Here is a 22,711-nt window from a genome sequence, read left to right as displayed (position 1 = left end):
CGGTCGGCCGCCGCGCAGGGCCGCGTACTAGGGTGGCCTCGCCGCCGTTGCCGATCCTCGCCCGGCGGCCTGGACCGACGCCCGAGCCGACCGCGGGGGACCACGAGCACATGAGCACACCCGACACCTCCGGCACGCCGGACGGTGCCACGCCCGACCCGACGGCGACCACCGGCCCTACGCCGCCCGCCGCGCCCGGTCCGGGCGGCGACGCGAGCGGCTGGGGCGCGCCCTCGTACGGCGCCCCCGGCTACGGTGCGCCCGGCTCGTCGGCGCCCCAGCCGCGGTACGGCCAGTACGCGCCCGGCCAGGAGCCCGGTCAGCACCCGCCGACGGACCAGCCGCCCGCACCCGGCGCGTGGGGTACGCCCGGCGCCGCACCGGGACAGCCGGGGTACGGCCAGCCGGGCTACGGCCAGCAGCCCGGCTACGGCCAGCAGCAGCCGGGGTACGGCCAGCCCGGCTACGGTCAGCAGCCCGGCTACGGCCAGCAGCAGCCGGGTTACGGCCAGCAGCCCGGTTACGGCCAGCAGCAGTTCGGGCAGGGCCAGTACGGGCAGCAGCAGTACGGCGCGCCGGGCTACGGCCCGCCGCCCGGCCTCGTGGGCGCGCCCTACGCGCCGGCCGCGGCGAAGCCCGGCATCATCCCGCTGCGCCCGCTGTCGCTCGGCGAGATCTTCGACGGCGCGTTCGGCGCGATCCGCCACAACCCCCGGGTCGTGCTCGGCATGAGCGCGCTCGTCGTCGTGGTGGCGACGCTGCTCGGCACCTTTCTCGGCTGGGCGTTCTCCGGCTACGTCGCCCAGTACTTCGACGTCGTGCTGGACGAGGCCACCTTCCCCGGCTTCGACGAGAGCTTCGCCACGACGCTCGCGAGCTCCCTCGGCATCCAGGTGACCACGTTCTTCGCCGCGCCGATCATCGCGGGTCTCCTCACGGTCTCCGTCGGCCAGTCCGCGATCGGGCGCAAGGCCGGCGTCGGCGAGGTCTGGTCGCAGGTCGGACGGCGCACGTGGTTCCTCATCGCGTTCCCCCTGCTGACCGGCCTGGCCGCGTCCGTGGCGCTCGGCCTGGCCACGCTCCTCGTCGTCGCGGGCTTCGCGGTCTCCGAGGGGCTCGGCGCGTTCCTCATCGTCGTCGCCCTGCTCGCCTGGCCCGTGCTCCTCGTCTGGGTCGGGACGCGGACCGGCCTCGTGCCTCCCGCCCTGGCGCTGGAGGGGCAGCCGTTCTGGCAGACCGTCAAGCGGGCGTGGCTGCTCACCCGCGGCAGCTTCTGGCGGCTGTTCGGCATCTACCTGCTCGCCCTCGTGGCGATGAGCTTCGTCTCCGGCATCGTCGCGTACCCCGCGAGCCTCGCCGCGTCGTTCCTGCTCATGGCGGGCCAGACCTTCCTGTACCACCTCGTGCAGGCGATCGGCGTCGCGCTCTCGATGATCCTCACCTCGGTCTTCCTGGGCTGCATCGTCGCCCTGCTCTACATCGACGTGCGCATGCGCCGCGAGGGCCTGGACGTCGAGCTCGCCGCGGCGGCGAGCGAGCAGCCGCCCGCATGACCGTGCGGTCGCTCGCGGCCGACGTGCCCGTGCAGCCCGGCGCCGACGAGGCCCGGCGGTGGCTCGTCGGCGAGCTCGCCGGGCCGGAGTACCGCACGGACCCGTCGCTCCTGCAGCGGTTCCTCGAGTGGCTCCAGGGACTGTTCGACGGCGCGCCCACGCTCGACCTCGGCGGCCCGCTGACGGCGGTGGTCGTCGTCGTGGCGGTCGCCGTGGTCGCGGCGGTGGCCTACTGGGTCGCCGGTCCGGTGCGCCTGTCGCGCCGGGCGAAGGCCTCGGTGGTCGTGCTCGACGACGACGCGCGCACCGCGGCCGAGATGCGGGCCGCGGCCGACGCCGCCGCGGCGCGCGCCGACTGGGCGACCGCCGCGCTCGAACGCTTCCGCGGCGTCGTGCGCTCGCTGGAGGAGCGCGCGGTCCTCGACCCGCGTCCCGGACGGACCGCGTGGGAGGCCGCACGGACGGCGGGCGAGCGCCTGCCCGACGTCGCGGACGGGCTCGAGCGCGGCGCGCACCTGTTCGACGACGTCGCGTACGGCGCCGTGACCGTCGGCCCGGAGGCGGACGCCTTCCTGCGCGCGCTCGACGAGCGGACGCTCGCGACGCGCCCCGCGCTCCGTGCGGAGCTCGCCGCCTCCGCGCCCGGTGACGGCGCATGAGCGCCCCGACGACGTCCTCCGCACCGCCCTCCGCGGGCGCGTCGGGCGACCCGCGAGCCGTGACGACCGCCTACGTGCCCGTCGTCGGCGACGGCACGACCGCCCGCTCGCGGGCCCGCAGCCGCTGGCGCCGGGCGCGCTGGCCCGTCGCCGTCGTCGGCGCGCTGCTGCTGCTCGCCGGGCTGACGGCGCTCGCGCGGCCCGCGACGTCGGCCACGCCGCTCGCACCCGACAACCCGGGCCCCGCCGGGGCGCGCGCGGTCGCGCAGGTGCTGGGCGACCAGGGCGTGCAGGTCACCTACGTGCGCACGGTCGCCGACGCGGTGCGCGCCGCCGAGGAGGGCGGCACGCTCCTCGTCGCGCAGGGCGACTACCTGCTCGACGAGCAGGTGGAAGCGCTCGTCGGGACCCCCGCGGACCTCGTGCTCGTCGCGCCGCCCGACCACCTGCTCGCCGCCGCGACCGACGGCGGCACGGAGCTCGCGTACGACTGGGGCTCCGGCGGATCGGCACGACCGGCGCGCTGCGCGGACCCGGCCGCGCAGGCCGCGGGCTCGATCCGCTCCGACGGCGTCGGCTTCGTCGCGCTCGACGACGCGACCGTCCTCTGCTTCCCCTCCCCCGACGACCCGTCCCTGGGCGCCTACCTCGTGCACGAGGCCGACGGGCGCACGGTGCGCGCGGTGGACACGCCCGCAGTCCTGCGCAACGACTCGGTCACCGAGGACGGCAACGCCGCGCTCGCGCTCTGGACGCTCGGCGCGCACGACCGTCTCGTGTGGCTCGTGCCCGACCCGTTCGACACGTCGCTCGCCGACGACGGGAGCACGACCCCCGGGCTGTCCCTGCCGCCGTGGTTCGGCGTCGTCGCCCTGCAGGCGCTCGTCGTGCTGCTCGTGGTCGTGCTGTGGCGCGGCCGCCGGCTGGGCCCCCTCGTCACGGAGGACCTGCCGGTGATCGTGCGCGCCGCCGAGACGACGCGCGGCCGCGGCCGCCTCTACCGACGCGCCGGGGCGCGCGGCCACGCCGCCGCAGGGCTGCGCGCGAGCGCCGCCGACCGTCTCGCGCACCGCCTCGGCCTGCCCCGCTCGGCCGACGCCCCCACCGTCGTCGACGCCGTCGCCCGCGCGACGGGTCGGCCGGGCGACCAGGTCGCCCAGCTCCTGTACGGACCACCACCCGCCGACGACGCGGCGCTGCTCGAGCTCGCGCGTCACCTTGACCGGATCGAGAGCGAGGTCTACCACTCGTGACGCACCACCCCGACGGCTCCGTGCCGCAGCCCGACCGCTACGCGCCGCCCGCCCAGGACCCGGGCGTCGCCGACCGCGTGAGCGCGGCCGCCGGCCAGCCCGCGCACCGGCCCGGACCGCAGGCACCCGCCCCGCAGACGCCGTACGGCCAGGGCCACGCGCCCGCCGCGCCGACCCCGACCGCGACCCCCGCACCGGTGCACGACGCCCCGCCCGCGCCGTCGCCCGAGCTGCGGCAGGCGCTCGCCGCCGTCCGCAGCGAGGTCGGCAAGGCCGTCGTCGGGCAGGACGGCGCCGTGACGAGCCTGCTCATCGCGCTGCTCTGCAAGGGCCACGTGCTGCTCGAGGGCGTGCCCGGCGTCGCCAAGACGCTGCTCGTGCGCACGCTCGCCGCGTCGCTCGACCTCGGCACGAAGCGCGTGCAGTTCACGCCCGACCTCATGCCCGGCGACGTCACGGGCTCGCTCGTGTACGACGCGCGGACCGCCGAGTTCTCGTTCCGCGAGGGGCCGGTCTTCACGAACCTGCTGCTCGCCGACGAGATCAACCGCACACCCCCCAAGACCCAGGCGTCGCTCCTGGAGGCCATGGAGGAGCGGCAGGTCTCGGTCGACGGGACGCCGCGCCCGCTGCCCGACCCCTTCCTCGTCATCGCGACGCAGAACCCCGTCGAGTACGAGGGCACGTACCCGCTGCCCGAGGCGCAGCTCGACCGCTTCCTGCTCAAGGTCGTACTGCCGCTGCCGGAGCGCGAGCAGGAGGTCGAGGTGCTCGCACGGCACGCCGCCGGCTTCAACCCGCGCGACCTCGCGGGCGCCGGGGTGCGCGCCGTCGCCGGGCGCGACGTGCTCGACCGCGCCCGCGCGGAGGTCGCGCGCGTCCAGGTCGCGCGCGAGGTGCTCGGCTACGCCGTCGACGTGTGCCGCGCGACGCGCCACTCCCCCTCGCTGTCCCTCGGCGTGTCCCCGCGCGGTGCGACGGCGCTGCTCGCCACGTCGCGCGCGTGGGCGTGGCTCTCGGGCCGCTCCTACGTGACGCCGGACGACGTCAAGGCGCTCGCGCACCCCACGCTGCGCCACCGCGTGCAGCTGCGGCCCGAGGCCGAGCTGGAGGGCGTGACGGCCGAGAGCGTGCTGGACACCGTGCTCGCGTCCGTCCCCGTCCCCCGCTGAGGCGTCGCTCGTGGCCCTGACGTGGCGCGCCGTCGTGCTGGCGGCGCTCGGGATCGTCCCCGTGCTGCTCGTCCCCGTGCCGGGGACGGTGCTCGTGTGGACGCTGCTCGTCGTCGCGCTGTGCGCGCTCGACGCGGCCCTCGCGGCGTCCCCGCGGCGCGTCGCGATCGAGCGGCGCGTCGCGGGCTCCGTGCGGCTCACCGACGCGACGGCGTCCCGGCTCACGCTGACGAACCTCGCCCCGCGGCGGTTGCGCGCGCTCGTGCGCGACGCGTGGCCGCCGTCCGCGGGGACGCAGGTCAACCGGCACGCCGTCGACCTGCCGCCCGGCGAGGCGACGCGCGTGACGACCGTGCTCGTCCCGACGCGCCGCGGCGAGCGCATCGCGGACCGCGTGACGATCCGCTCGTTCGGCCCGCTGCGGCTCGCCGCGCGCCAGGCGTCGATCCCCGTGCCCGGGCGGCTGCGCGTGCTCCCCGAGTTCGCGTCGCGACGCCACCTCCCGAGCCGCCTCGCGCGCCTGCGCGAGATGGACGGGCGCGCCGCGGTGCAGGTGCGCGGCGAGGGCACCGAGTTCGACTCGCTGCGCGAGTACGTGCTCGGCGACGACGTCCGCTCCATCGACTGGCGCGCGTCGGCGCGCGGCCGGGACATGGTCGTGCGCACGTGGCGGCCCGAGCGCGACCGCCGCGTGCTCATCGTCGTCGACACGTCCCGCACGTCCGCGGCGCGCGTCGGGGACGCGCCGCGCCTCGACGCGAGCATCGAGGCGGCGCTGCTGCTCGCCGCTCTTGCGGGGCGCGCCGGGGACCGCGTCGAGCTCGTCGCGTACGACCGCACCGTGCGCTCGCGCGTCGCAGGGGCCGCCGGGCCGCGCCTCATGCCCGCCATGGCGGACGCCCTCGCGCCGCTCGAGCCCGCGCTCCTCGAGACCGACTGGCCCGGCCTCGTCGGCACCGTCCACGAGCGCCTGTCGCAGCGCGCGCTCGTCGTGCTCCTGTCGACGCTCGACGCCGCCGCCGTCGAGTCCGGGCTGCTGCCCGTCGTCGGGCAGCTCACGGCCAAGCACCAGGTCGTGCTCGCCGCGGCGGGCGATCCGGAGGTCGCCGCCCTGCGCGGCGACCGCACAGGGACCGCCGAGGTGTACGACGCCGCGGCCGCCGCGCGCGGCGAGATCGAGCGCGCCGCCGTGACGACGGTCCTGCGCCAGCGCGGCGTCGAGGTCGTCGACGCCCTCCCCGACGACCTCGCCCCCCGGCTCGCCGACACCTATCTCGCGCTCAAGGCGGCCGGCCGCCTCTGAGCCCCCGCCGGGGGCCACCGAGCCGGAGCCGGTGGTCGCGCGAGGTAGAGCCGCGGTCGCACGAGGTAGAGGCCCGGTCCCACGAGGTAGAGCCGAGGCCGCGCGAGGTAGAGGCCTGGTCTCACGAGTTGAGGTTCCCCGGGTTCGCCGAGCAGGGATCCCGGCTCCGTCTGCGGCGCCGGGCCACCTGAAGCGCCCGGTCGGGCGCCACGACCATCCGGTCGGCGCGCAACCCGTCCGGGGTGGGCCGACGTCGTCGTCCCCTCGAGCGTGGGCAGGCCCACCCCGGGCGACCACGGCTCTACCTGGCGGAACCACCGCTCTACCTCGCGCAAACCACCGCTCTACCTCACGCAACCACGCCTCTACGTCGCGGAACTACGGCTCTACCTCGGGAGACCAGGCCTCTACCTTGCGGGAGGTGGTTCCGGGGCCCTCTCCCCCGGCCGTCAGGGGCGGGAGGTAGGGTCGTCCAGCACGTCCATCCCGACCTCAGGAGACTCCCGTGGCCTGGCAGCCGACCGACCCCCGGCAGCGCGTCCGGCGCAACCGTCGCGTCGCGATCATCGTCGTGGTGGCGCTGCTCGCGACGTTCCTCGTCCCGGCGCTCGCGATCGTCCTGTCCTGACGGGCCGATGGCCGACGAGCGGTTCGGGCCGCGGCTGAGCCACGACGACCTCAATCGGGCGCTGCTCGCGCGCCAGCACCTCGCGGCCCCGCGCGACGCGACCGTGCTGGACGAGGTGCGCCACCTCGTCGGCCTGCAGTCGCAGGTCCCGTCGTCGCCGTACCCGGCGCTCTGGTCGCGCCTGGTGGGCTTCGCGCCGGACGACCTGGGCGACCGCCTGCTCGACCGCCAGGTGGTGCGCGTCGCGACGCTGCGCGGCACGGTGCACCTCGTCGCGGCCGACGACGCGCTCGAGCTGACGGCACTCGCCCGCCCCGGTCTGGCGACCTACCTGCGGTCGCGGAACCAGCACGGGACGGCGCTCGCCCATGTCGACCTCGACGACCTCGAGCGCGCGGCGCGCGACCTGCTCGCGGACCCGCTGACGTCGGTCGAGCTGGGGCGGCGCCTCGCGGAGCGCTGGCCCGACGTCGACCCGAAGCACCTCGCGTACGCGGCGCGCTGCCTGCTCCCGCTCGTGCAGGTCCCGCCCCGCGGCCTGTGGGGCGCGAGCGGCACGGGCACGACGACCACCTGGACGACGGCGCAGGCCTGGCTCGGGCGGTCCAACGACGCCCTCGACGCCGTCGCGCACGGCACGGACCCGGACGCGACGCTCGCGGCGCGCGTCCGGCTCGTGCGCCGGTACCTCGCGGCGTTCGGCCCGGCGTCGGTGGCCGACGCGCAGCGCTGGGCGGGCCTGACCCGGCTGCGCGCCGCGGTCGACGTGCTGCGACCGGAGCTCGTGACGTTCACCGGCCCGGCCGGCACCGAGCTTCTCGACCTGCCCGACGCGCCGCGCCCGCCGGGCGACGAGCCCGTGCCCGTGGTTCTCGCGGGTGACTTCGACAACCTGCTCCTGTCCCACGACGACCGCACGCGCGTCCTCGGGGACCTGCCGGTCACGAGCGTCGTGAGCGTCAACGGTCAGGTCGCGGCGGCGGTCCTCGTCGACGGCCGCGTCGCGGGCGCCTGGACGGCCCGCCCGGCGGCACCGGCGGCGCGCAGCGCCCGAGCAGCGACCGCGAACACCCCTAGCGCCCGAGCAGCGGCCCCGGCCGACGGGACGCGCCCGGTCGACGGGACGGACGTCGTCGTGCACGTCGAGGTGCGACCCCTGCGCGCACGGAGCGGCCCCGGCGCGTCCGGCGGCGAGGCACCGAGCCTCGCCGACCGACTGCGCGACCCCGCGGTGCGCGACGAGGTCGTCGCGCGCGCCGAGGACTGGGTGCGGTGCGGGTGGCCGGACGCGCGGGCGCGCGTCGTCGTCGACGGCTGAGGCGTCGGGGGTCAGGCCGCGACGGGCGCGGTGTCGCCCGCGTGGTCGGCCGTGAGGTCGCCCGTCTCCCCGGCCCGGACCGCGCGGCGACCGAGCACGATCGTGTAGACCCAGAACGCCGCGAGCGCGACCGCCCCGATCACGATCTTGAGCCACCACGGCAGCTCCGACCCGGTGACGAACCCCTCGATGACGCCGGAGACCGCGAGCGCGATCGCGAGGCCGATCGCGACGGTGACGAGCGCCCGGCCCTCCTGCGCGAGGGCGCGCGAGCGCGGCAGGGGCCCGGGGTCGATCCACGCCCAGAAGATCCGCAGCCCGGCGGCGCCGGCGACGAAGATCGACGTGAGCTCGAGCAGCCCGTGCGGCGCGATGAGCTGGAGGAAGAGCGCGAGCTCGCCGTGCGCGGCCATCATGCCGCCGATCGAGCCGATGCCGACCGCGTTCTGGAACAGGACCCACACGGGGAACACCCCCGTGATCCCGAGGCCCACGCAGAAGGCCGCGATCCGCGCGTTGTTCGTCCACACGACGGCGGCGAAGTCGACGCCCGGGTCGTAGTAGGACGCGAACGCGCCGTTCACGTACTCCTCCTGGACGCTGGGCGGGCCCATGGAGGCGAGGCCCTCGGGCGTGGTCGCGACCCAGACGCCCGCGACGAGCGCGACGAGGAGGCACGCGGCGGTCACGCCGACCGACCACCACCGGATCCGGTAGAGCGCGGCCGGGAGGGACACCGTGAGGAACCGCACGACGTCGCGCCACGCGGGTTCGTGCGCCCCCGCGATGCGCGTGCGGGCGCGCCCGAGGAGCACGGACAGGCGCGAGATGAGCACCGGGTCCGGCGCGACGGAGCGCACGGTCGACAGGTGCGTCGCGACGGACTGGTAGAGCCGGACGAGCTCGTCGGCCTCCGCGCCGTCGAGCGTGCGGCGGCGGACGAGCGCGTCGAGGCGGTCCCACTCCGCGCCGTGCACGTCGGTGAAGGCGTCGAGGTCCACGACCGATACCCTGCCACACGGGGCGTGCCGCCGGTGCGCCGACCGACCGGCGGGCAGGACCCGCGACGGCGAGGACGGGAGCGGGCGTGCGCGAGGGCATCGTGATCGGCGAGGGCGTGGTCCTGGACGCGCGACCGGCGTCGTTCGTGACGCGCGGGCTGGCGCTCGCGCTCGACCTGCTCGTCGTGCTCGTGTTCTTCGTCGCGACGCTCTTCGTGCTCGGCGCCTCGCTGGGCTCGCTCGAGCTCGACCTGGTCACCGCGATCCTCATCGCGTTCTCGGTCCTCGTCATGGTCGTCATCCCGACGACGGTCGAGACGCTCTCGCGCGGCCGCTCGCTCGGCAAGCTCGCGCTCGGCATCCGGGTCGTGCGCGACGACGGCGGCCCGGTCCGGTTCCGGCACGCGTTCCTGCGGGCGCTCGTCGGGGTCGGCGAGATCTGGCTGACGTTCGGCTCGGTCGCGCTCGTCGCGTCGCTGACGAACGACAAGGGCAAGCGGCTCGGCGACATGGCGGCGGGCACGTACGCGATCCGGGTACGGGGCGGACGACCGACGCTCGCCCCGCTCGCGATGCCGCCCTACCTCGCCGCGTGGGCCGCGCACGCCGACATGCGGCGGCTGCCGGACGGCCTCGCGCTGGCCGCCCGGCAGTTCCTCGGGCGCGCCGACCGCCTGCACCCGGCGTCGCGCGCGCGGCTGGGCCAGGAGCTCGCGGGGCAGGTCGAGCGGTACGTCGCTCCGGGCCCGCCGCCCGGCACCCACCCCGAGACGTTCCTGCTCGCCGTGCTCACCGAGCGCCGCGACCGGGACCGCGCGACGGCCCACCGCGCGCAGGCCGCCGCGCGCGAGCAGGCCGAGCTGCTCCACCGGCTCCCCTACTCGGTGCCCGACCCGACGCGCTGACGCGCGCGGCGCCCCGTCGGGGCGTCCTCGAACCGCCCGACGGCGCGCGCGATCCCGACGAGCACGAGGGCGAACGCGCCGAACCACACGGGCCGGCTCGCCCACCAGTCGGCGCCGCCCACGGCCGGGAGCTCCTGCCCGAGCACCACGAGGACGACCCCGACCACGACCACCATCGCGGTGAGGTGCCACAGGTACACGGTCATCGAGCGTCGCGCGAGACCGCGGACGACGGACCGCCCCCGGCCGTCGGCCCAGCGCACGAGCGGTCCCCGTGCGGCGAGCGCGAGCGCGACGAGCGCGACGGCGTGCAGCACGACGGGCGCGGTCGGCGGCCCGAGGTTGGAGATGGCGTCGCCCGGCATGCCGATGAGCGAGACCGGGTAGGGCCCGACGGCGACGAACAGGGCGGCGAGGGCCGCCGCGGCGAGGCCGACGGCCACGAGCACGCGGGGCCGCGGCACGACGGCGACGGGGACGATGCGGCCCCGGCGCACGACCCGCAGGCCCGAGCGGGCGTCGGCATAGAGGAGCCCGACCGCGTAGGGCACGGCCCACACGAGCACCACGTTGACGAGCGCGAGCCGCTCGAGCCCGGCGCCGAACCGCAGGGCCTCGACCGCGAGCGGGGCCGCGGCGAGCCCGGCGACGGCCCACGTTCCGGCGGCGTGCAGCGCGCGACGCAGGAGCGGCGTGAGCACGACGAGACCGAGGTAGACCGCGAGGAACCACAGGAGCTGCGGCGCGAGCGTCGCGAGCGAGCGGACGGCGTCGGCCGGGAGCCCGACGGCCAGCAGGACGCCGACGGCGACCACCCACGCCCCGACGAAGACGGCCACCGGCCGCAGCAGGCGCGGCAGCCGGGCGCCCGCGAGGCGGACGCCGTCGGCCAGGTCGGCGGCGACGCTCGGGCGGGTCGCGACCCGGCCCCGGGCGGCGGTCCCGCCGGTGCTGCCGGCACGCCGCAGCCCGTACGCCGCCGAGGCGCCCGCCGCGAAGAACAGCAGGGCGAGCACCTGGAGCACCCACGTCACGGCCCACCCGGCGCCGTGCGCGAGGGCGTTCCCGATCCGGAGCTGCTCGCCGTCCCACGTCGCGTCCGCCATGAGCCAGTGCACCGTGAGGACGCTCAGGGTCGCGACGGCGCGCACGGCGTCGACGAACACGTCGCGCGACGGGCGACGCGGTCCCTCGCCCGCCGCGGCCGCCGCGCCGGGCCGGTCCGGGCGCGGGGCCGGCGGGCCGCCGTCCCGGGTCCGGCGCGAGGCCGGGAGGACGTGCGACGACGCGCGGGGTCGGGCGGGGGGTGGCGACAGGACGGCCACGGGATGCTCCTCGGTCGGCGGGCCCGGGAGGTCTCCCGGTGCTCACCAGTCTCGAAACATCCCGTTCGTCCCGGTACGGGACGGTCCCCCGACCGCGTCGCGGTCGTCCACCCAGGTTCCGGGGGTTGTCCCCCGCCGCTCGGACCTGCAGCCGCTGAGACCTGGAGGCGCTGAGAGCCGCTCAGACCTTGAGGTAGCGCAGCACCGCGAGGACGCGGCGGTGGTCGCCGGCGTCCTGCGGCAGCCCGAGCTTGCCGAAGATCGAGGTGACGTTCTTCTCGACCGCGCCGTAGGAGAGGAACAGGGCCTCCGCGATGGCGGAGTTCGACCGGCCCTGCGCCATGAGCTCGAGCACCTCGGTCTCGCGCGGCGTGAGGCGCGCGAGACCGTCGTCGGACCGCGATGCGCCCATGAGCTGGCTCACGACCTCCGGGTCGAGGACGGTCTGGCCCGCGGCGATGCGCGTGAGCGCGTCGACGAACTCGCCGACGTCCGCGACCCGGTCCTTGAGGAGGTAGCCGACGCCGCGCGCCCCGCCCGTGAGCAGCTCGCTCGCGAACCGCGTCTCGACGTACTGGGAGAAGAGCAGCACCCCGAGGTCGGGGTGCGCCGCGCGCAGCGCGAGGGCGGCGCGCAGCCCCTCGTCCGTGAACGTCGGGGGCATCCGGATGTCGACGACGGCGACGTCCGGCAGCGCGTCCTGCGCCGCGAGCCGCGCGACCTGCGCGACGAGCTCGTCGCCGTCCGCGACCGCCGCCGCGACCTCGTGGCCGCGGCGGGTGACGAGCGCGACGAGACCGTCGCGCAGGATGGCGGAGTCCTCGGCGATGACGAGCCGCATGGTGTCCTTCCGGTCGGGCGGGCCGGGCGGCCCGGGCGGGCGCGGTGCCCCGGGGACATCCTGCCCGACGCCGTCCCGCCACCCGGGCAGGACCGTCCCGTCCGTGCGCAGCACGTCAGACCCGGACGGGCAGGAGGACCGTGACCACCGTGGGCCCGCCGACGGGGCTCGTGAGCTCGAGCGAGCCGTCCACGGAGCGCACGCGCTCCGCGAGGCCCGCGAGCCCCGAGCGGTGACCGTCGGAGCCCGGCTGCACGACGCGCGCGCCGCCCTGGCCGTCGTCGCGCACCCGCAGGCGCAGGCGCGCCCCGCGCCCGCTGCCCTGGCGCTCCACGAGCACGTACACGCCCGACGCGCGCGCGTGCTTGACCGCGTTCGTCACGAGCTCCGCGACGCAGAAGTAGGCGATCGACTCGACCGCCGGGGCGAGCCGGCCGGACGCCTCGACGGCCGGGTCGACGTCGACCGTCACCGGCAGCGGCGAGCGCGCCGCGAGGGTCTCGAGCGCGACCGCGAGACCGTTGTCGAGCGCCGGCGGGTGGATGCCGCGCGCGAGCTCGCGCAGCTCGACCAGCGCCTCCTTGGTCGACGAGTGCGCGAGGTCGACGAGCTCGAGCGCGTCGCCCGCGTCACCGCCCGCCGCGAGCTGCTCCTTGGCCTCGCCGAGCTGCATCGCGACGGCGACGAGGCGCGCCTGGGTGCCGTCGTGCAGGTCGCGCTCGATGCGGCGCAGCTTCGCGTCGGCGTCCTCGACCGTGCGGCCGCGCGACTCCTCGAGGTCGGCGACGCGCAGGCTGGACAGCGTGGGGCCGAGCAGCGCGACGGTGAGCACGCGGAAGAGGTGGGCGAACGCGCGCGTGACGTGGGGCCAGACCCAGAGGAAGAGCGCCCCGACGAGCACGAGGCCGAGCTGGCGCGCCGGGGTGTCGACGTACCAGTCGACGCCGATCTGCGCCCCGCGGTGCCACGTCCCGTCGGCGGCCTGCTGCAGCGGGAGCCAGCGCGACCAGATCCAGTGCGTCGTGCCGCCCAGCCCGACGGCGAGGAAGACCGTGCTCACGACGAAGGACAGGATGGCGAGCGGGAACGTCACGAGGAGGAAGAGCACGGCCCGCCACCCCGTGCCGTCACCGATCCCGCTCCACAGCGTGCTCCAGAAGCCGCGGCGGCGCGTGTACGGGGCGGGGGCGGCGACGTCGACCCCGAGCAGGGACCGCGCGAGCGACCGGTACATCGAGCCCCAGCCGCGCCCGCCGACCACGACCCACCCCGCGACGACGAGGCCCAGGACGGGCACGATCATCGCGACGAGGAAGACCACGGAGAACAGCCCGTAGGAGAACGCGAAGGGCGCCAGCAGGAGCGCGAGCGAGAGGTACCCGTACTCGCGCCACGTGCGCCCCGCGAACGGCGCGCGCGCGAAACCGACCCGCTCGCGGTGGTCCACGTACCGCGGGTCGGGCTGCGAGCCCGCGAACGCGCCCGGGACCCCGGGCGCGGCGGCCACGGCGGACGCCGAGGGGTCCGACGGCGTGGCGGGCGTCGACGGCACCGCGGAGGGGTGCGGCGTCGGCACGACCGCGTCGGGCGCGCCCGGCGAGGGCTCGCCCGCGGGCACGACGCTCGGCTGGTCAGGGGTCACGGCAGTCATGGTGCCAGTCTGGGCGCGCGCGTGCGGCGACGACAGGGTGGCGTCCGCCGCACCCGGGTGGGGACAACCCCCGTGCCTGCCGTCAGTGCAGCAGGTACTTGACCGCGATGACCACGCCGCCGAACGCCGCGGCGAGCAGCGTCTCTCCCACCAGCAGGCCTCCGCGCGCCCCCGCGCGGTACGCGGCGAGGAACCCCACCACACCGAGCAGGACGACGGTGAACCACACCGCGACGAGGGCGGCGCCCTCGGCGTCGAGCCCGGCCGCGAGCGCCACGAGGTACACGACGATCCCGGGGAGCGCGCCGAGGAGCACCCCGACGTTGGACCGCAGCGCGACGACCGTGCGGCCCCACAGCGAGTGCCCCGTGTCGTGGAAGCGTCCGCTCACCGCGTCCACGTAGCAGTGCGCGAGCCAGTAGCCCACCGCCACGAGGGTCGTCGCGAGCACGACGCGGTCGCCCGTCGGCGCGTGCACGCTGGAGACCGCCATGACGAACCCCGCGACGATCGCGCCGTACAGGAGGTCGTGCGGGGGCTCGCGCTCCCAGCGGTCGCCCACGCGGTGCCACAGCGGCCGCACCCGGCCGGGCGGCGGCTCGTCGCGCACCTCGTCGGCCGGCCCCGACGTGCCCTCGCCCGCGGGGGGCGAGGGCACGACCGGCGTGCGCTCGTCGGACGACGGGTCCATACGACCTCCTCGGCGCGTGCCGGACGACTCGGGTCGGTGCTCAGTAGCGGTAGTGCTCCGGCTTGTACGGCCCCTCGACGGGGACGCCCAGGTAGTCCGCCTGAGACGGCGAGAGCTCGGTGAGCCGGACGCCGAGCGCGTCGAGGTGCAGGCGCGCGACCTTCTCGTCGAGCACCTTGGGCAGCCGGTAGACCTGGCGCGCGTAGGCGCGCTCGCGCCCCTCGCGCGCGGCGGCCGTCGCGTCCTGGTAGAGCTCGATCTGGCCGATCACCTGGTTCGAGAACGAGTTGCTCATGACGAACGACGGGTGGCCCGTCGCGTTCCCCAGGTTGAGCAGGCGGCCCTCGGACAGCACGACGACCGAGCGGCCCGCGGGCTGGCCGTCGGGGCCCGGCTCCGCGAACGTCCACTCGTGGACCTGGGGCTTGATCTCGGTGCGCGACACCCCGGGCACCTCGGCGAGGCCGGCCATGTCGATCTCGTTGTCGAAGTGGCCGATGTTGCCGACGACGGCCTTGTCCTTCATCGCGACGAGGTGCTCGGCGCGGATGACGTCCTTGTTGCCCGTGGTCGTGATGAAGAAGTCGGCCTCGCCGAGCACGTCCTCGATCCGGGCGACCTGGTAGCCGTCCATCGCGGCCTGGAGCGCGCAGATCGGGTCGACCTCGGACACGATGACGCGCGCGCCCTGGCCGCGGAACGCCTCGGCCGCGCCCTTGCCGACGTCGCCGTAGCCCGCGACGAACGCGACCTTGCCGCCCATGAGGACGTCGGTCGCGCGGTTGATGCCGTCGGGCAGCGAGTGGCGGATGCCGTACTTGTTGTCGAACTTCGACTTGGTGACCGAGTCGTTGACGTTGATCGCCGGGAAGAGCAGCTCGCCCGACTCGGCGAGCTGGTAGAGGCGGTGCACGCCCGTCGTCGTCTCCTCGGTGACGCCCTGGATCTCCTGCGCGATCGTCGTCCAGCGCAGCGGGTCGGCCTCGAGCGCGCGGCGCAGCACCCCGCGCACGACGTTCATCTCGTGGGTGTGGTCGGGCTCGCCCGGGAGCGTGTCCGGCGGGACGACGCCCGCGCGCTCGTACTGCAGGCCCAGGTGGACGAGCATCGTGGCGTCGCCGCCGTCGTCGAGGATGAGGTTGGGCGACTCGTCCCCCGGCCACACGAGGATCTGCTCGGTGCAGTCCCAGTACTCCTCGAGGCTCTCGCCCTTCCACGCGAACACCGGGACGCCCTGCGGGTCCTCGGGCGTCCCGTGCGGCCCGACGACGACGGCGGCCGCCGCCTCGTCCTGCGTCGAGAAGATGTTGCAGCTCGCCCAGCGCACCTGCGCGCCGAGCGCGACGAGCGTCTCGATGAGGACGGCCGTCTGCACGGTCATGTGCAGGGAGCCGGCGATGCGGGCGCCCGCGAGCGGCTGCGAGTCCCCGTACTCGGCGCGCAGCGCCATGAGGCCGGGCATCTCGTGCTCGGCGAGGCGGAGCTGGTGGCGGCCCGCCTCGGCCAGGGACAGGTCGCGGACCTTGTACCGGCCGGGGATCTCGTCGAAGCCGGGGGTGGCGCCGGAGGTCGGGGCCTGCGCTGTGGTGGACATGGTTCTCCTGTGCGTTCTCGGTGCCGGCGGAGCCGGTGGTACCGGCTCCGCGGTGGCTCCCGATGACTGGTCGGTTGCTGCGCTGGGGGCTCCCGTCCGCGCGGGACGGGACCGCGGCCCGCCCGGCACCAGCCTACCGAGGACGACGCCGTCCGGCCGGGGCGCGGACCACCCGCGCCCGCAGCACCACCGTTCGTCCGGCGCGCGCGCCCGGGCGCGCGCGTAACACGAACGCTTGACCATCTCAAGATCACGAAGGGATAACGATCCCGGTTCCACCGTCATCCGCGCCATTCCAACGATGCTCGGTCAAGAATCGTCCTGGAATCGCCCCTGGTGCGGGGGTCCTGGGTAGAAGTTGAACCTCGAATCAGGCAGGGTGGGCGCGAACCGATTGACATCGGATCAGCGTGAGGCCCTGTGTGCGCCGGCCCTGCGGGGGCAACCGGCCGGACGCGCCACCCCAGGGAGGACGTCCTCGCACCCGGGGCCTCCTGCCGTGCCCTCTCGTCGAGCGCCCGCACCCGGGTGCTCCGGAGGGGCGTGACGCTGGTCCACGACCGGAAGGTGGCGACACCCACCGCATGACAGCTCTCAGCACACCCGTGCCGACCGAGCCGGCCGCGCACGCCGGCGCCGCGACCGTCGGCACCGACGAGCGCGCGACCGCGCTCTCGGTCCGCGACGTCTACAAGGTCTTCGGGCGCCGCCCCGTCGAGGCGATCCGCCGCCTCGAGCAGGGCGCGAGCCGCGACGACGTCAAGCCGCTCGGCACCGCCGCGGTCATCGACGCGTCGTTCGACGTGAAGCAGGGCGAGATCTTCGTCGTCATGGGCCTCTCGGGCTCCGGCAAGTCGACGCTCATCCGCATGCTCAACGGGCTGTGGAAGCCGACGTCCGGGCACGTGCTGCTCGGCGGCACCGACCTCGCCCAGGCCGACGCCAAGCAGATGCGCGCGCTGCGCCGCAAGCACGTGTCGATGGTCTTCCAGCACTTCGCGCTCCTGCCCCACCGCACCGTGCTCGACAACGCCGCCTACCCCCTGGAGATCCAGGGCGTCGGCAAGGCAGAGCGCCGCGAGAAGGCCCGCACCGCGCTCGGCCTCGTCGGGCTCGGCGGCTGGGAGGACTCCCTGCCCTCGCAGCTCTCCGGCGGCATGCGCCAGCGCGTCGGGCTCGCCCGCGCGCTCGCCGCCGACACCGACGTCCTGCTCATGGACGAGGCGTTCTCCGCGCTCGACCCGCTCATCCGGCGCGAGATGCAGGAGCAGCTCCTCGAGCTCCAGCAGACGCTCGGCAAGACGATCGTCTTCATCACGCACGACCTCAACGAGGCGATGCACCTCGGGGACCGGATCGCCGTCATGCGCGACGGCCGGATCGTGCAGATCGGCACCGCCGAGCAGATCCTGTCCGACCCCGCGAACGACTACGTCGCCCAGTTCGTCGCCGACGTGGACCGCACGCGCGTCCTCACGGCCTCGTCCGTCATGGTGCGCCCCGCCGTCGTCGTCCCGCTCTCCGGCGGTCCCCGCCAGGCGAGCCGCACGATGCGCGAGGCGCAGGTCTCGGCCGCGTACGTCGTCGACCGCCAGCGCCGCCTCCAGGGCGTCGTGCGCGACGAGGACGCGGTCGCCGCACTGAAGAAGGGCCAGGACAGCCTCGACGGGCTCGTGCGCCAGGGCGTCGCGCCCGTCTCCCCCGACACCCCGCTCGCGGAGGTCTTCGCCCCCGCCGCGGAGTCGCCGCTGCCCGTCGCGGTCACGGACGAGCAGGGCCGCCTCGTCGGCGTCGTCCCCCGCGTCACGCTCCTCGAGGCCATGGTCCCCGGCGACCAGCCGAAGACCGGCGAGATCGACCTCGGGCAGACGCCCGTCGTCCAGGACGCGGCGGCGGAGGGCTCCGCCCCGCTCGCGGCCGCCCCGACGGAAGGCGGTGCCGCGTGAACGACACCCTCGTCCCCCGCATCCCGCTCGGCGAGTGGGTCGACGCCTTCGTCGGCTGGGTCACCACCACGTTCCGCCCGCTCTTCCGGTTCATCAAGGACGTCCTCGTGGGCGTCTACGACGGGCTCGACGCCGTGCTGTCCGGCCCGCCGTTCTGGGTCGTCGCGATCGCCCTCGCCGCGCTGGCGTTCTTCGTCAAGGGCTGGCGGCTCGCGGTCGGCACGCTCGTCGGCTTCGTCCTCATCGCGGGCGTGAACCAGTGGGACAACGCGATGGACACCCTCGCGCTCGTCCTGCTGTCCGCCGTCCTCGCGATCGCGATCGCGATCCCGCTCGGCATCTGGGCCGCGCGCAACGACCGCGTCTCCGCCGTCGTGCGGCCCGTGCTCGACTTCATGCAGACCATGCCGGCGTTCGTCTACCTCATCCCGACCGTCGTCATCTTCCTCACCGGGCCCGTGCCCGGGATCATCGCGACGATCGTCTTCGCCATGGCGCCCGGCGTCCGGTTCACCGAGCTGGGCATCCGGCAGGTCGACAAGGAGGTGGTCGAGGCCGGCCAGGCGTTCGGCTCGACCCCCGGCCGCATCCTGCGCCAGATCCAGCTCCCGCTCGCCCTGCCCACGATCATGGCGGGCGTCAACCAGGTCATCATGCTCTCGCTCTCCATGGTCGTCATCGCCGGCATGGTCGGCGCCGGCGGCCTGGGCGAGGACGTCGTCGCCGCGCTCCAGCGCGTCGACGTGGCGCTCGGGTTCGAGGCAGGCCTCGCCGTCGTCATCCTCGCGATGTTCCTCGACCGCGTGACCTCCGCGCTCGGCGACCGCGCCCCCGTGGCGCGCGCCCTCGCCGCGGCGCGCGTCTGACCGCGCCACCCACCGTCCCCGGCCGCATGCCGGGACCCCCTCCCACGCACCGTCGTGGGGCACCCCGACCGGGCCTCACGGCCCACGGAAGGAACGCATGACCCCCGCACGCAAGCGCACCACCCGCACCGCCGCCGTCGCCGCGACCGCCGTCCTCGGCCTCGCGCTCACCGGCTGCGCGTCCGACTCCGGCTCGGGCGGCTCCGGCGACGGCGCCTCCTCCACCGGCGAGGACGAGACGTCGGTCTCCATCGGCATCCCGTCCGGCTGGGACGAGGGCATCGCCGTCTCCCACCTGTGGACCACCATCCTCGAGGACGAGGGCTACGACGTGTCGACGCAGACCGCCGACGTCGGCGTCGTGTACACCGGCCTCGTCGGCGGGGACTTCGACCTCACGCTCGACGTCTGGCTGCCCTACACGCACGCGTCGTACGAGAAGAAGTACGGCGGCGAGATCACCGACCTCGGCTACTGGTACGACGACGCCAAGCTCACCATCGCGGTGAACGAGGACTCGCCCGCGCAGTCCCTCGAGGACCTCGCGGCCATGTCCGACGAGTACGGCAACAAGCTCGTCGGCATCGAGGCGGGCGCCGGCCTGACCGAGATCACCCAGGACCAGGTCGTCCCCACCTACGGCCTCGAGGACATGGACTACTCCATCTCCTCCACCCCCGCGATGCTCGCCGAGCTCAAGGGCGCGACCGACGCCGGCGAGAACATCGCGGTCACGCTGTGGCGCCCGCACTGGGCCTACGACGAGTTCCCCGTCCGCGACCTCGAGGACCCCGAGGGCGCTCTCGGCGAGGCGGAGAAGATCCACATGTGGGGCTCGGCCGACTTCGAGGAGCGCTACCCGACGCTGACGAAGCTGCTCGGCGCGTTCTCCCTCGACGACGAGCAGCTGTTCTCGCTCGAGAACATGATGTTCAACTCCGACGAGTACGCCGACGAGCAGGCCGCCGTCGAGGCGTGGCTCGAGGAGAACCCGACGTTCGTCGACGACCTCAAGGAGGCCGCGGGCGTCTGACGCCTCGACCACCCGCGCTCCGACGGGCCCTGCCGACGGGATCTGCAGGGCCCGTCCCGGACGGGCTGCGGTCCCGGTTCGCCGCAGCCGTGCGGGCACCCTCGGTGCCCGACGCCGAAGGCCGGCTCCCTCGCGGGGGCCGGCCTTCGGTCGTGCAGCGGGACGCGGCGCCCTCAGAGCTCGCGCGCGTCGTCCTCCAGCAGCACCGGGATGCCGTCGCGCACGGGGTACGCGAGCGGACGCGCCGGGTCGGTCGAGTGCAGCTCCGGCTCGCCGGAGGGGCTCGTCCCGTCCACGAGGCGGGCGCCCGTCACCGGGCACCGCAGCGCCTCGCGCACCCAGGGGTCGATCTGCAGGCTCATGCTCGCTCCTCGTCGTCGTCCGTGCGCACGAGCGACAGGACGTCGTCGCGCACCTTCTCCATGATGTCCTCGTCAGCGGCCTCGACGTTGAGCCGCAGGAGCGGCTCCGTGTTGGACGCCCGCAGGTTGAACCACCACTGCGGGTGGGAGCCCCAGTGCGAGACCGTCAGGCCGTCGAGCTCGTCGACCTCGACGGGGCCGGCCCCCTGCTGCGTCACGTACGCCTCGACGACGCGCGCACGCGCCGCCGGGACGTCGGCCACGGTCGAGTTGATCTCCCCCGAGGCGACGTAGGGCTCGTACATCTCCGCGAGGTCGGACAGCGCGTGCGGCTGCGACCCGAGGGCGGCCAGGACGTGCATCGCCGCCAGCATCCCGGTGTCCGCGAAGAAGAAGTCGCGGAAGTAGTAGTGGGCGCTGTGCTCGCCCCCGAACACGGCGTCGTGCTCCGCCATCTGCGCCTTGATGAACGAGTGGCCCACGCGCGTGCGGACCGTGCGCGCGCCGGCCGCCCCGAGGAAGTCGGGGACGGCGCGCGAGGTGATGAGGTTGTGGATCACGGTGGGGGTGCGCCCGGCCTCGAGCTCCTTCGCGACCTCCCGCAGGCCGACCAGCGCCGTGACGGCGGACGGGGAGACCGGCTCGCCGCGCTCGTCCACGACGAAGCAGCGGTCGGCGTCGCCGTCGAACGCGAGCCCGAGGTCGGCCCCGTGCTCGACCACGGCCGCCTGCAGGTCCACGAGGTTCTTCGGGTCCAGCGGGTTCGCCTCGTGGTTCGGGAACGTGCCGTCGAGCTCGAAGTAGAGCGGGACGACGTCGAGCGGCAGGGCGGGCAGTCCCGCCCCCGTGCCCAGCACGGCCGGCACGGTGTGCCCGCCCATCCCGTTGCCGGCGTCGACGACGACCTTGAGCGGCCGGATCCCCGACAGGTCGACGAGACCGCGCAGGAACGCCGCGTACTCCGCGAGCATGTCGCGGTCCGTGACGGTGCCGGGCTCCTCGGCGGCGGGCGGGAGGCCGTCGTCCAGGTACCCCTCCGCGAGGGTCCGTACGTCGATCAGGCCCGAGTCCTGGCCGACCGGGCGCGCGCCCGCGCGGCACAGCTTGATGCCGTTGTAGACGGCGGGGTTGTGGCTCGCGGTGAACATGGCCCCGGGGACGCCCAGCACCCCGGACGCGTGGTAGAGACCGTCCGTCGAGCACAGCCCGATGCGCGTCGCGTCGACCCCCGCGGCCGTGAGCCCCGCGGCGAACGCGTCGACGAGCTCCGGGCCCGAGTCGCGCATGTCGTGCCCCAGCACGGCGCTGGCCCGCGTGCCCGCCGGGGCCTCCGGCAGCACCACGGCCCGCGCGAACGCCGCGCCGACGGCCCGGGCCACCTCCGGGTTCAGCTGGTCCGGGACGGTACCGCGGACGTCGTACGCCTTGATGAGGTGGGAGAGGTCGGTGCTCACGCGACCCACCCTATCCGCGGGTGCACCGCGTGCGACGGCGACGGCTGCTGCGCGGGCTACTGCCCGGCCGCCGCGTACCGCTCCTCGGTCCGCGCCTTCGCCGGGCGCCACCACTCCTCGTGCTCGCGGTACCAGTCCACCGTCCGGGAGAGACCGTCGCCGAACGAGGTGAAGGCGGGCTCCCACCCCAGCTCGGTCCGCAGTCGCGTGGCGTCGATCGCGTAGCGCAGGTCGTGCCCCGCACGGTCGGCGACGAGCTCGTAGTCGTCGCGGTCGCGGCCGAAGATCTCGAGCAGGTCCTGGACGACCTGCAGGTTGGACCGCTCGCCGTCCGCCCCGACGAGGTAGGTCTCGCCCACGGCACCCCGCTCGACGATCGCCCACACCGCGTCGTTGTGGTCGTCGACGTGGATCCAGTCCCGCACGTTCGCACCCGCCCCGTAGACCTTGGGACGCCCACCGTCGAGCAGGTTGGTGATCTGCCGCGGGATGAACTTCTCGACGTGCTGGTACGGCCCGTAGTTGTTCGAGCAGTTCGAGATCGTCGCGCGCACGCCGAACGAGCGCACCCACGCCCGCACCAGCAGGTCGCTCGACGCCTTCGTCGAGGAGTAGGGCGACGACGGGTTGTACGGGGTCGTCTCCGTGAAGCGCGCGACGTCGTCGAGCTCGAGGTCGCCGTACACCTCGTCCGTCGAGACGTGGTGCAGCCGCACGTCGTGGCGGCGCACCGCCTCGAGCAGGGTGAACGTGCCGAGCACGTTGGTCCGGACGAACGGGGACGGGTCCCGCAGGGAGTTGTCGTTGTGCGACTCCGCGGCGAAGTGGACCACGAGGTCGGCCTCGCCCACGAGCCGGTCCACCAGGTCGGCGTCCGCGACGTCGCCCTCGACGAGCTCGACGCGGTCGCGCACCGGGTCGAGGGACCGCGCGTCCCCCGCGTACGTCAGGGCGTCGAGCACGACCACCGCGGCGTCGGGCCGCGTCTCGACCGTGCGATGCACGAAGTTCGCCCCGATGAAGCCGGCGCCGCCGGTCACGAGCACCCGCACAGCCGACCTCCTCGATCCGTCCTCCTGGCGCGGCGAGTCTATCGACGGCGGGCCCCGGCCCCGGGGTCCGCGGCGGCATTTCACCCGCCGCGGCACGGGGCTGT

The 22,711-nt window shown here is 75.2% G+C and carries 20 protein-coding genes; 11 read left to right on the top strand and 9 right to left on the bottom strand.

The window, feature by feature from the left end; translation table 11 throughout:
- Nucleotides 1-110 precede the first annotated feature (110 nt).
- The 7 genes from BXA05_RS20315 (at nt 111) to BXA05_RS15525 (ending at nt 7,886) form a co-directional block, all read left to right on the top strand.
- Nucleotides 111-1,553, top strand: a complete 1,443-nt coding sequence (locus tag BXA05_RS20315; RefSeq protein ID WP_076405950.1) for a DUF7847 domain-containing protein — start codon at nt 111-113, stop codon at nt 1,551-1,553.
- Nucleotides 1,550-2,212 carry a DUF4129 domain-containing protein gene (locus BXA05_RS15545; RefSeq protein WP_061267514.1) on the top strand — a complete coding sequence of 221 codons (663 nt, stop codon included), beginning with the start codon at nt 1,550-1,552 and terminating at the stop codon, nt 2,210-2,212. The genes BXA05_RS20315 and BXA05_RS15545 overlap by 4 nt, the downstream gene beginning before the upstream one ends.
- The gene (locus BXA05_RS15540) at nt 2,209-3,465 is read left to right on the top strand and encodes a DUF4350 domain-containing protein (protein ID WP_244550488.1); all 1,257 of its coding nucleotides are present in this window, start codon (nt 2,209-2,211) and stop codon (nt 3,463-3,465) included. The genes BXA05_RS15545 and BXA05_RS15540 overlap by 4 nt, the downstream gene beginning before the upstream one ends.
- A complete protein-coding gene (locus tag BXA05_RS15535) occupies nt 3,462-4,637 on the top strand; it encodes an AAA family ATPase (RefSeq protein WP_425291927.1) in 1,176 nt (391 codons plus the stop codon). The genes BXA05_RS15540 and BXA05_RS15535 overlap by 4 nt, the downstream gene beginning before the upstream one ends.
- A gap of 10 nt (nt 4,638-4,647) precedes the next feature.
- The gene (locus BXA05_RS15530; RefSeq protein ID WP_076405948.1) at nt 4,648-5,940 is read left to right on the top strand and encodes a DUF58 domain-containing protein; all 1,293 of its coding nucleotides are present in this window, start codon (nt 4,648-4,650) and stop codon (nt 5,938-5,940) included.
- 505 nt (nt 5,941-6,445) lie between these two features.
- Nucleotides 6,446-6,568 (top strand): hypothetical protein, encoded by a 123-nt coding sequence (locus BXA05_RS20725; protein ID WP_255179365.1) that lies wholly within the window; start codon nt 6,446-6,448, stop codon nt 6,566-6,568.
- Nucleotides 6,569-6,575: 7 nt separating this feature from the next.
- Nucleotides 6,576-7,886, top strand: a complete 1,311-nt coding sequence (locus tag BXA05_RS15525; protein WP_076405946.1) for a winged helix DNA-binding domain-containing protein — start codon at nt 6,576-6,578, stop codon at nt 7,884-7,886.
- Between the two features lie 11 nt (nt 7,887-7,897).
- On the opposite strand, the gene BXA05_RS15520 is transcribed toward BXA05_RS15525, so the two are convergent.
- The gene (locus BXA05_RS15520) at nt 7,898-8,887 is read right to left on the bottom strand and encodes a stage II sporulation protein M (protein WP_076405944.1); all 990 of its coding nucleotides are present in this window, start codon (nt 8,885-8,887) and stop codon (nt 7,898-7,900) included.
- A gap of 86 nt (nt 8,888-8,973) precedes the next feature.
- Here BXA05_RS15520 and BXA05_RS15515 point away from each other — a divergent pair, with 86 nt between their 5' ends.
- Nucleotides 8,974-9,792 (top strand): RDD family protein, encoded by an 819-nt coding sequence (locus tag BXA05_RS15515; RefSeq protein ID WP_034654446.1) that lies wholly within the window; start codon nt 8,974-8,976, stop codon nt 9,790-9,792.
- Here the strand turns inward: BXA05_RS15515 and BXA05_RS15510 are convergent.
- The 5 genes from BXA05_RS15510 to ahcY all read right to left on the bottom strand — a co-directional run bounded on the left by BXA05_RS15510 (nt 9,765) and on the right by ahcY (nt 15,894).
- Entirely contained in the window at nt 9,765-11,117 is a 1,353-nt protein-coding gene (locus tag BXA05_RS15510) for an acyltransferase family protein (protein WP_076405942.1), read from the bottom strand. The two genes, BXA05_RS15515 and BXA05_RS15510, sit on opposite strands and share 28 nt — an antisense overlap.
- A 181-nt stretch (nt 11,118-11,298) precedes the next feature.
- Nucleotides 11,299-11,958: a response regulator transcription factor gene (locus tag BXA05_RS15505; RefSeq protein ID WP_034651737.1), complete on the bottom strand. Its 660-nt coding sequence runs from the start codon at nt 11,956-11,958 to the stop codon at nt 11,299-11,301.
- A 115-nt stretch (nt 11,959-12,073) separates the two neighbouring features.
- Entirely contained in the window at nt 12,074-13,609 is a 1,536-nt protein-coding gene (locus BXA05_RS15500; protein WP_083711939.1) for a sensor histidine kinase, read from the bottom strand.
- A gap of 82 nt (nt 13,610-13,691) precedes the next feature.
- Nucleotides 13,692-14,300 (bottom strand): hypothetical protein, encoded by a 609-nt coding sequence (locus tag BXA05_RS15495; protein WP_061267509.1) that lies wholly within the window; start codon nt 14,298-14,300, stop codon nt 13,692-13,694.
- A gap of 40 nt (nt 14,301-14,340) precedes the next feature.
- Nucleotides 14,341-15,894 (bottom strand): adenosylhomocysteinase, encoded by a 1,554-nt coding sequence (gene ahcY, locus BXA05_RS15490; RefSeq protein ID WP_083711938.1) that lies wholly within the window; start codon nt 15,892-15,894, stop codon nt 14,341-14,343.
- Between the two features lie 584 nt (nt 15,895-16,478).
- Between ahcY and BXA05_RS15485 the strand changes: the two genes are divergently transcribed.
- The 3 genes from BXA05_RS15485 to BXA05_RS15475 all read left to right on the top strand — a co-directional run bounded on the left by BXA05_RS15485 (nt 16,479) and on the right by BXA05_RS15475 (nt 19,739).
- The gene (locus BXA05_RS15485) at nt 16,479-17,840 is read left to right on the top strand and encodes a quaternary amine ABC transporter ATP-binding protein (protein WP_083711937.1); all 1,362 of its coding nucleotides are present in this window, start codon (nt 16,479-16,481) and stop codon (nt 17,838-17,840) included.
- Nucleotides 17,837-18,706, top strand: coding sequence for an ABC transporter permease (locus tag BXA05_RS15480; RefSeq protein ID WP_061267508.1), 870 nt, complete (start codon nt 17,837-17,839; stop codon nt 18,704-18,706). Before BXA05_RS15485 ends, BXA05_RS15480 begins: the two co-directional genes overlap by 4 nt.
- A 97-nt stretch (nt 18,707-18,803) precedes the next feature.
- On the top strand, nt 18,804-19,739 hold the full coding sequence (locus BXA05_RS15475; RefSeq protein ID WP_076405940.1) for a glycine betaine ABC transporter substrate-binding protein: 936 nt from the start codon (nt 18,804-18,806) through the stop codon (nt 19,737-19,739).
- A 173-nt stretch (nt 19,740-19,912) separates the two neighbouring features.
- Here the strand turns inward: BXA05_RS15475 and BXA05_RS15470 are convergent, their stop codons facing one another.
- Genes BXA05_RS15470 through rfbB form a run of 3 tightly spaced genes read right to left on the bottom strand, consistent with a single transcriptional unit; the run spans nt 19,913 to nt 22,607 of the window.
- Nucleotides 19,913-20,101 carry a Trm112 family protein gene (locus BXA05_RS15470; protein ID WP_061267506.1) on the bottom strand — a complete coding sequence of 63 codons (189 nt, stop codon included), beginning with the start codon at nt 20,099-20,101 and terminating at the stop codon, nt 19,913-19,915.
- A complete protein-coding gene (locus tag BXA05_RS15465) occupies nt 20,098-21,555 on the bottom strand; it encodes a phosphomannomutase/phosphoglucomutase (protein WP_076405939.1) in 1,458 nt (485 codons plus the stop codon). The genes BXA05_RS15470 and BXA05_RS15465 overlap by 4 nt, the downstream gene beginning before the upstream one ends.
- A 56-nt stretch (nt 21,556-21,611) precedes the next feature.
- Complete coding sequence (rfbB, locus tag BXA05_RS15460) at nt 21,612-22,607, bottom strand: dTDP-glucose 4,6-dehydratase (protein WP_076405937.1); 996 nt, start codon at nt 22,605-22,607, stop codon at nt 21,612-21,614.
- Between the last annotated feature and the right edge of the window lie 104 nt (nt 22,608-22,711).

The sequence above is a fragment of the Cellulosimicrobium funkei genome (assembly GCF_900155925.1).
Classification (GTDB): domain Bacteria; phylum Actinomycetota; class Actinomycetes; order Actinomycetales; family Cellulomonadaceae; genus Cellulosimicrobium; species Cellulosimicrobium funkei.
The sequence above is the reverse complement of the archived record's forward strand: the minus strand, read 5'-3'. Positions and strand labels throughout refer to the sequence as shown.

Coding starts and splice junctions, on each gene's coding strand:
- BXA05_RS20315 (WP_076405950.1), top strand. CDS start 111: ATGAGCACACCCGACACCTCCGGCACGCCGGACGGTGCCACGCCCGAC.
- BXA05_RS15545 (WP_061267514.1), top strand. CDS start 1,550: ATGACCGTGCGGTCGCTCGCGGCCGACGTGCCCGTGCAGCCCGGCGCC.
- BXA05_RS15540 (WP_244550488.1), top strand. CDS start 2,209: ATGAGCGCCCCGACGACGTCCTCCGCACCGCCCTCCGCGGGCGCGTCG.
- BXA05_RS15525 (WP_076405946.1), top strand. CDS start 6,576: ATGGCCGACGAGCGGTTCGGGCCGCGGCTGAGCCACGACGACCTCAAT.
- BXA05_RS15505 (WP_034651737.1), bottom strand. CDS start 11,958: ATGCGGCTCGTCATCGCCGAGGACTCCGCCATCCTGCGCGACGGTCTC.
- BXA05_RS15500 (WP_083711939.1), bottom strand. CDS start 13,609: ATGACTGCCGTGACCCCTGACCAGCCGAGCGTCGTGCCCGCGGGCGAG.
- BXA05_RS15495 (WP_061267509.1), bottom strand. CDS start 14,300: ATGGACCCGTCGTCCGACGAGCGCACGCCGGTCGTGCCCTCGCCCCCC.
- ahcY (WP_083711938.1), bottom strand. CDS start 15,894: ATGTCCACCACAGCGCAGGCCCCGACCTCCGGCGCCACCCCCGGCTTC.
- BXA05_RS15485 (WP_083711937.1), top strand. CDS start 16,479: ATGACAGCTCTCAGCACACCCGTGCCGACCGAGCCGGCCGCGCACGCC.
- BXA05_RS15475 (WP_076405940.1), top strand. CDS start 18,804: ATGACCCCCGCACGCAAGCGCACCACCCGCACCGCCGCCGTCGCCGCG.
- BXA05_RS15470 (WP_061267506.1), bottom strand. CDS start 20,101: ATGAGCCTGCAGATCGACCCCTGGGTGCGCGAGGCGCTGCGGTGCCCG.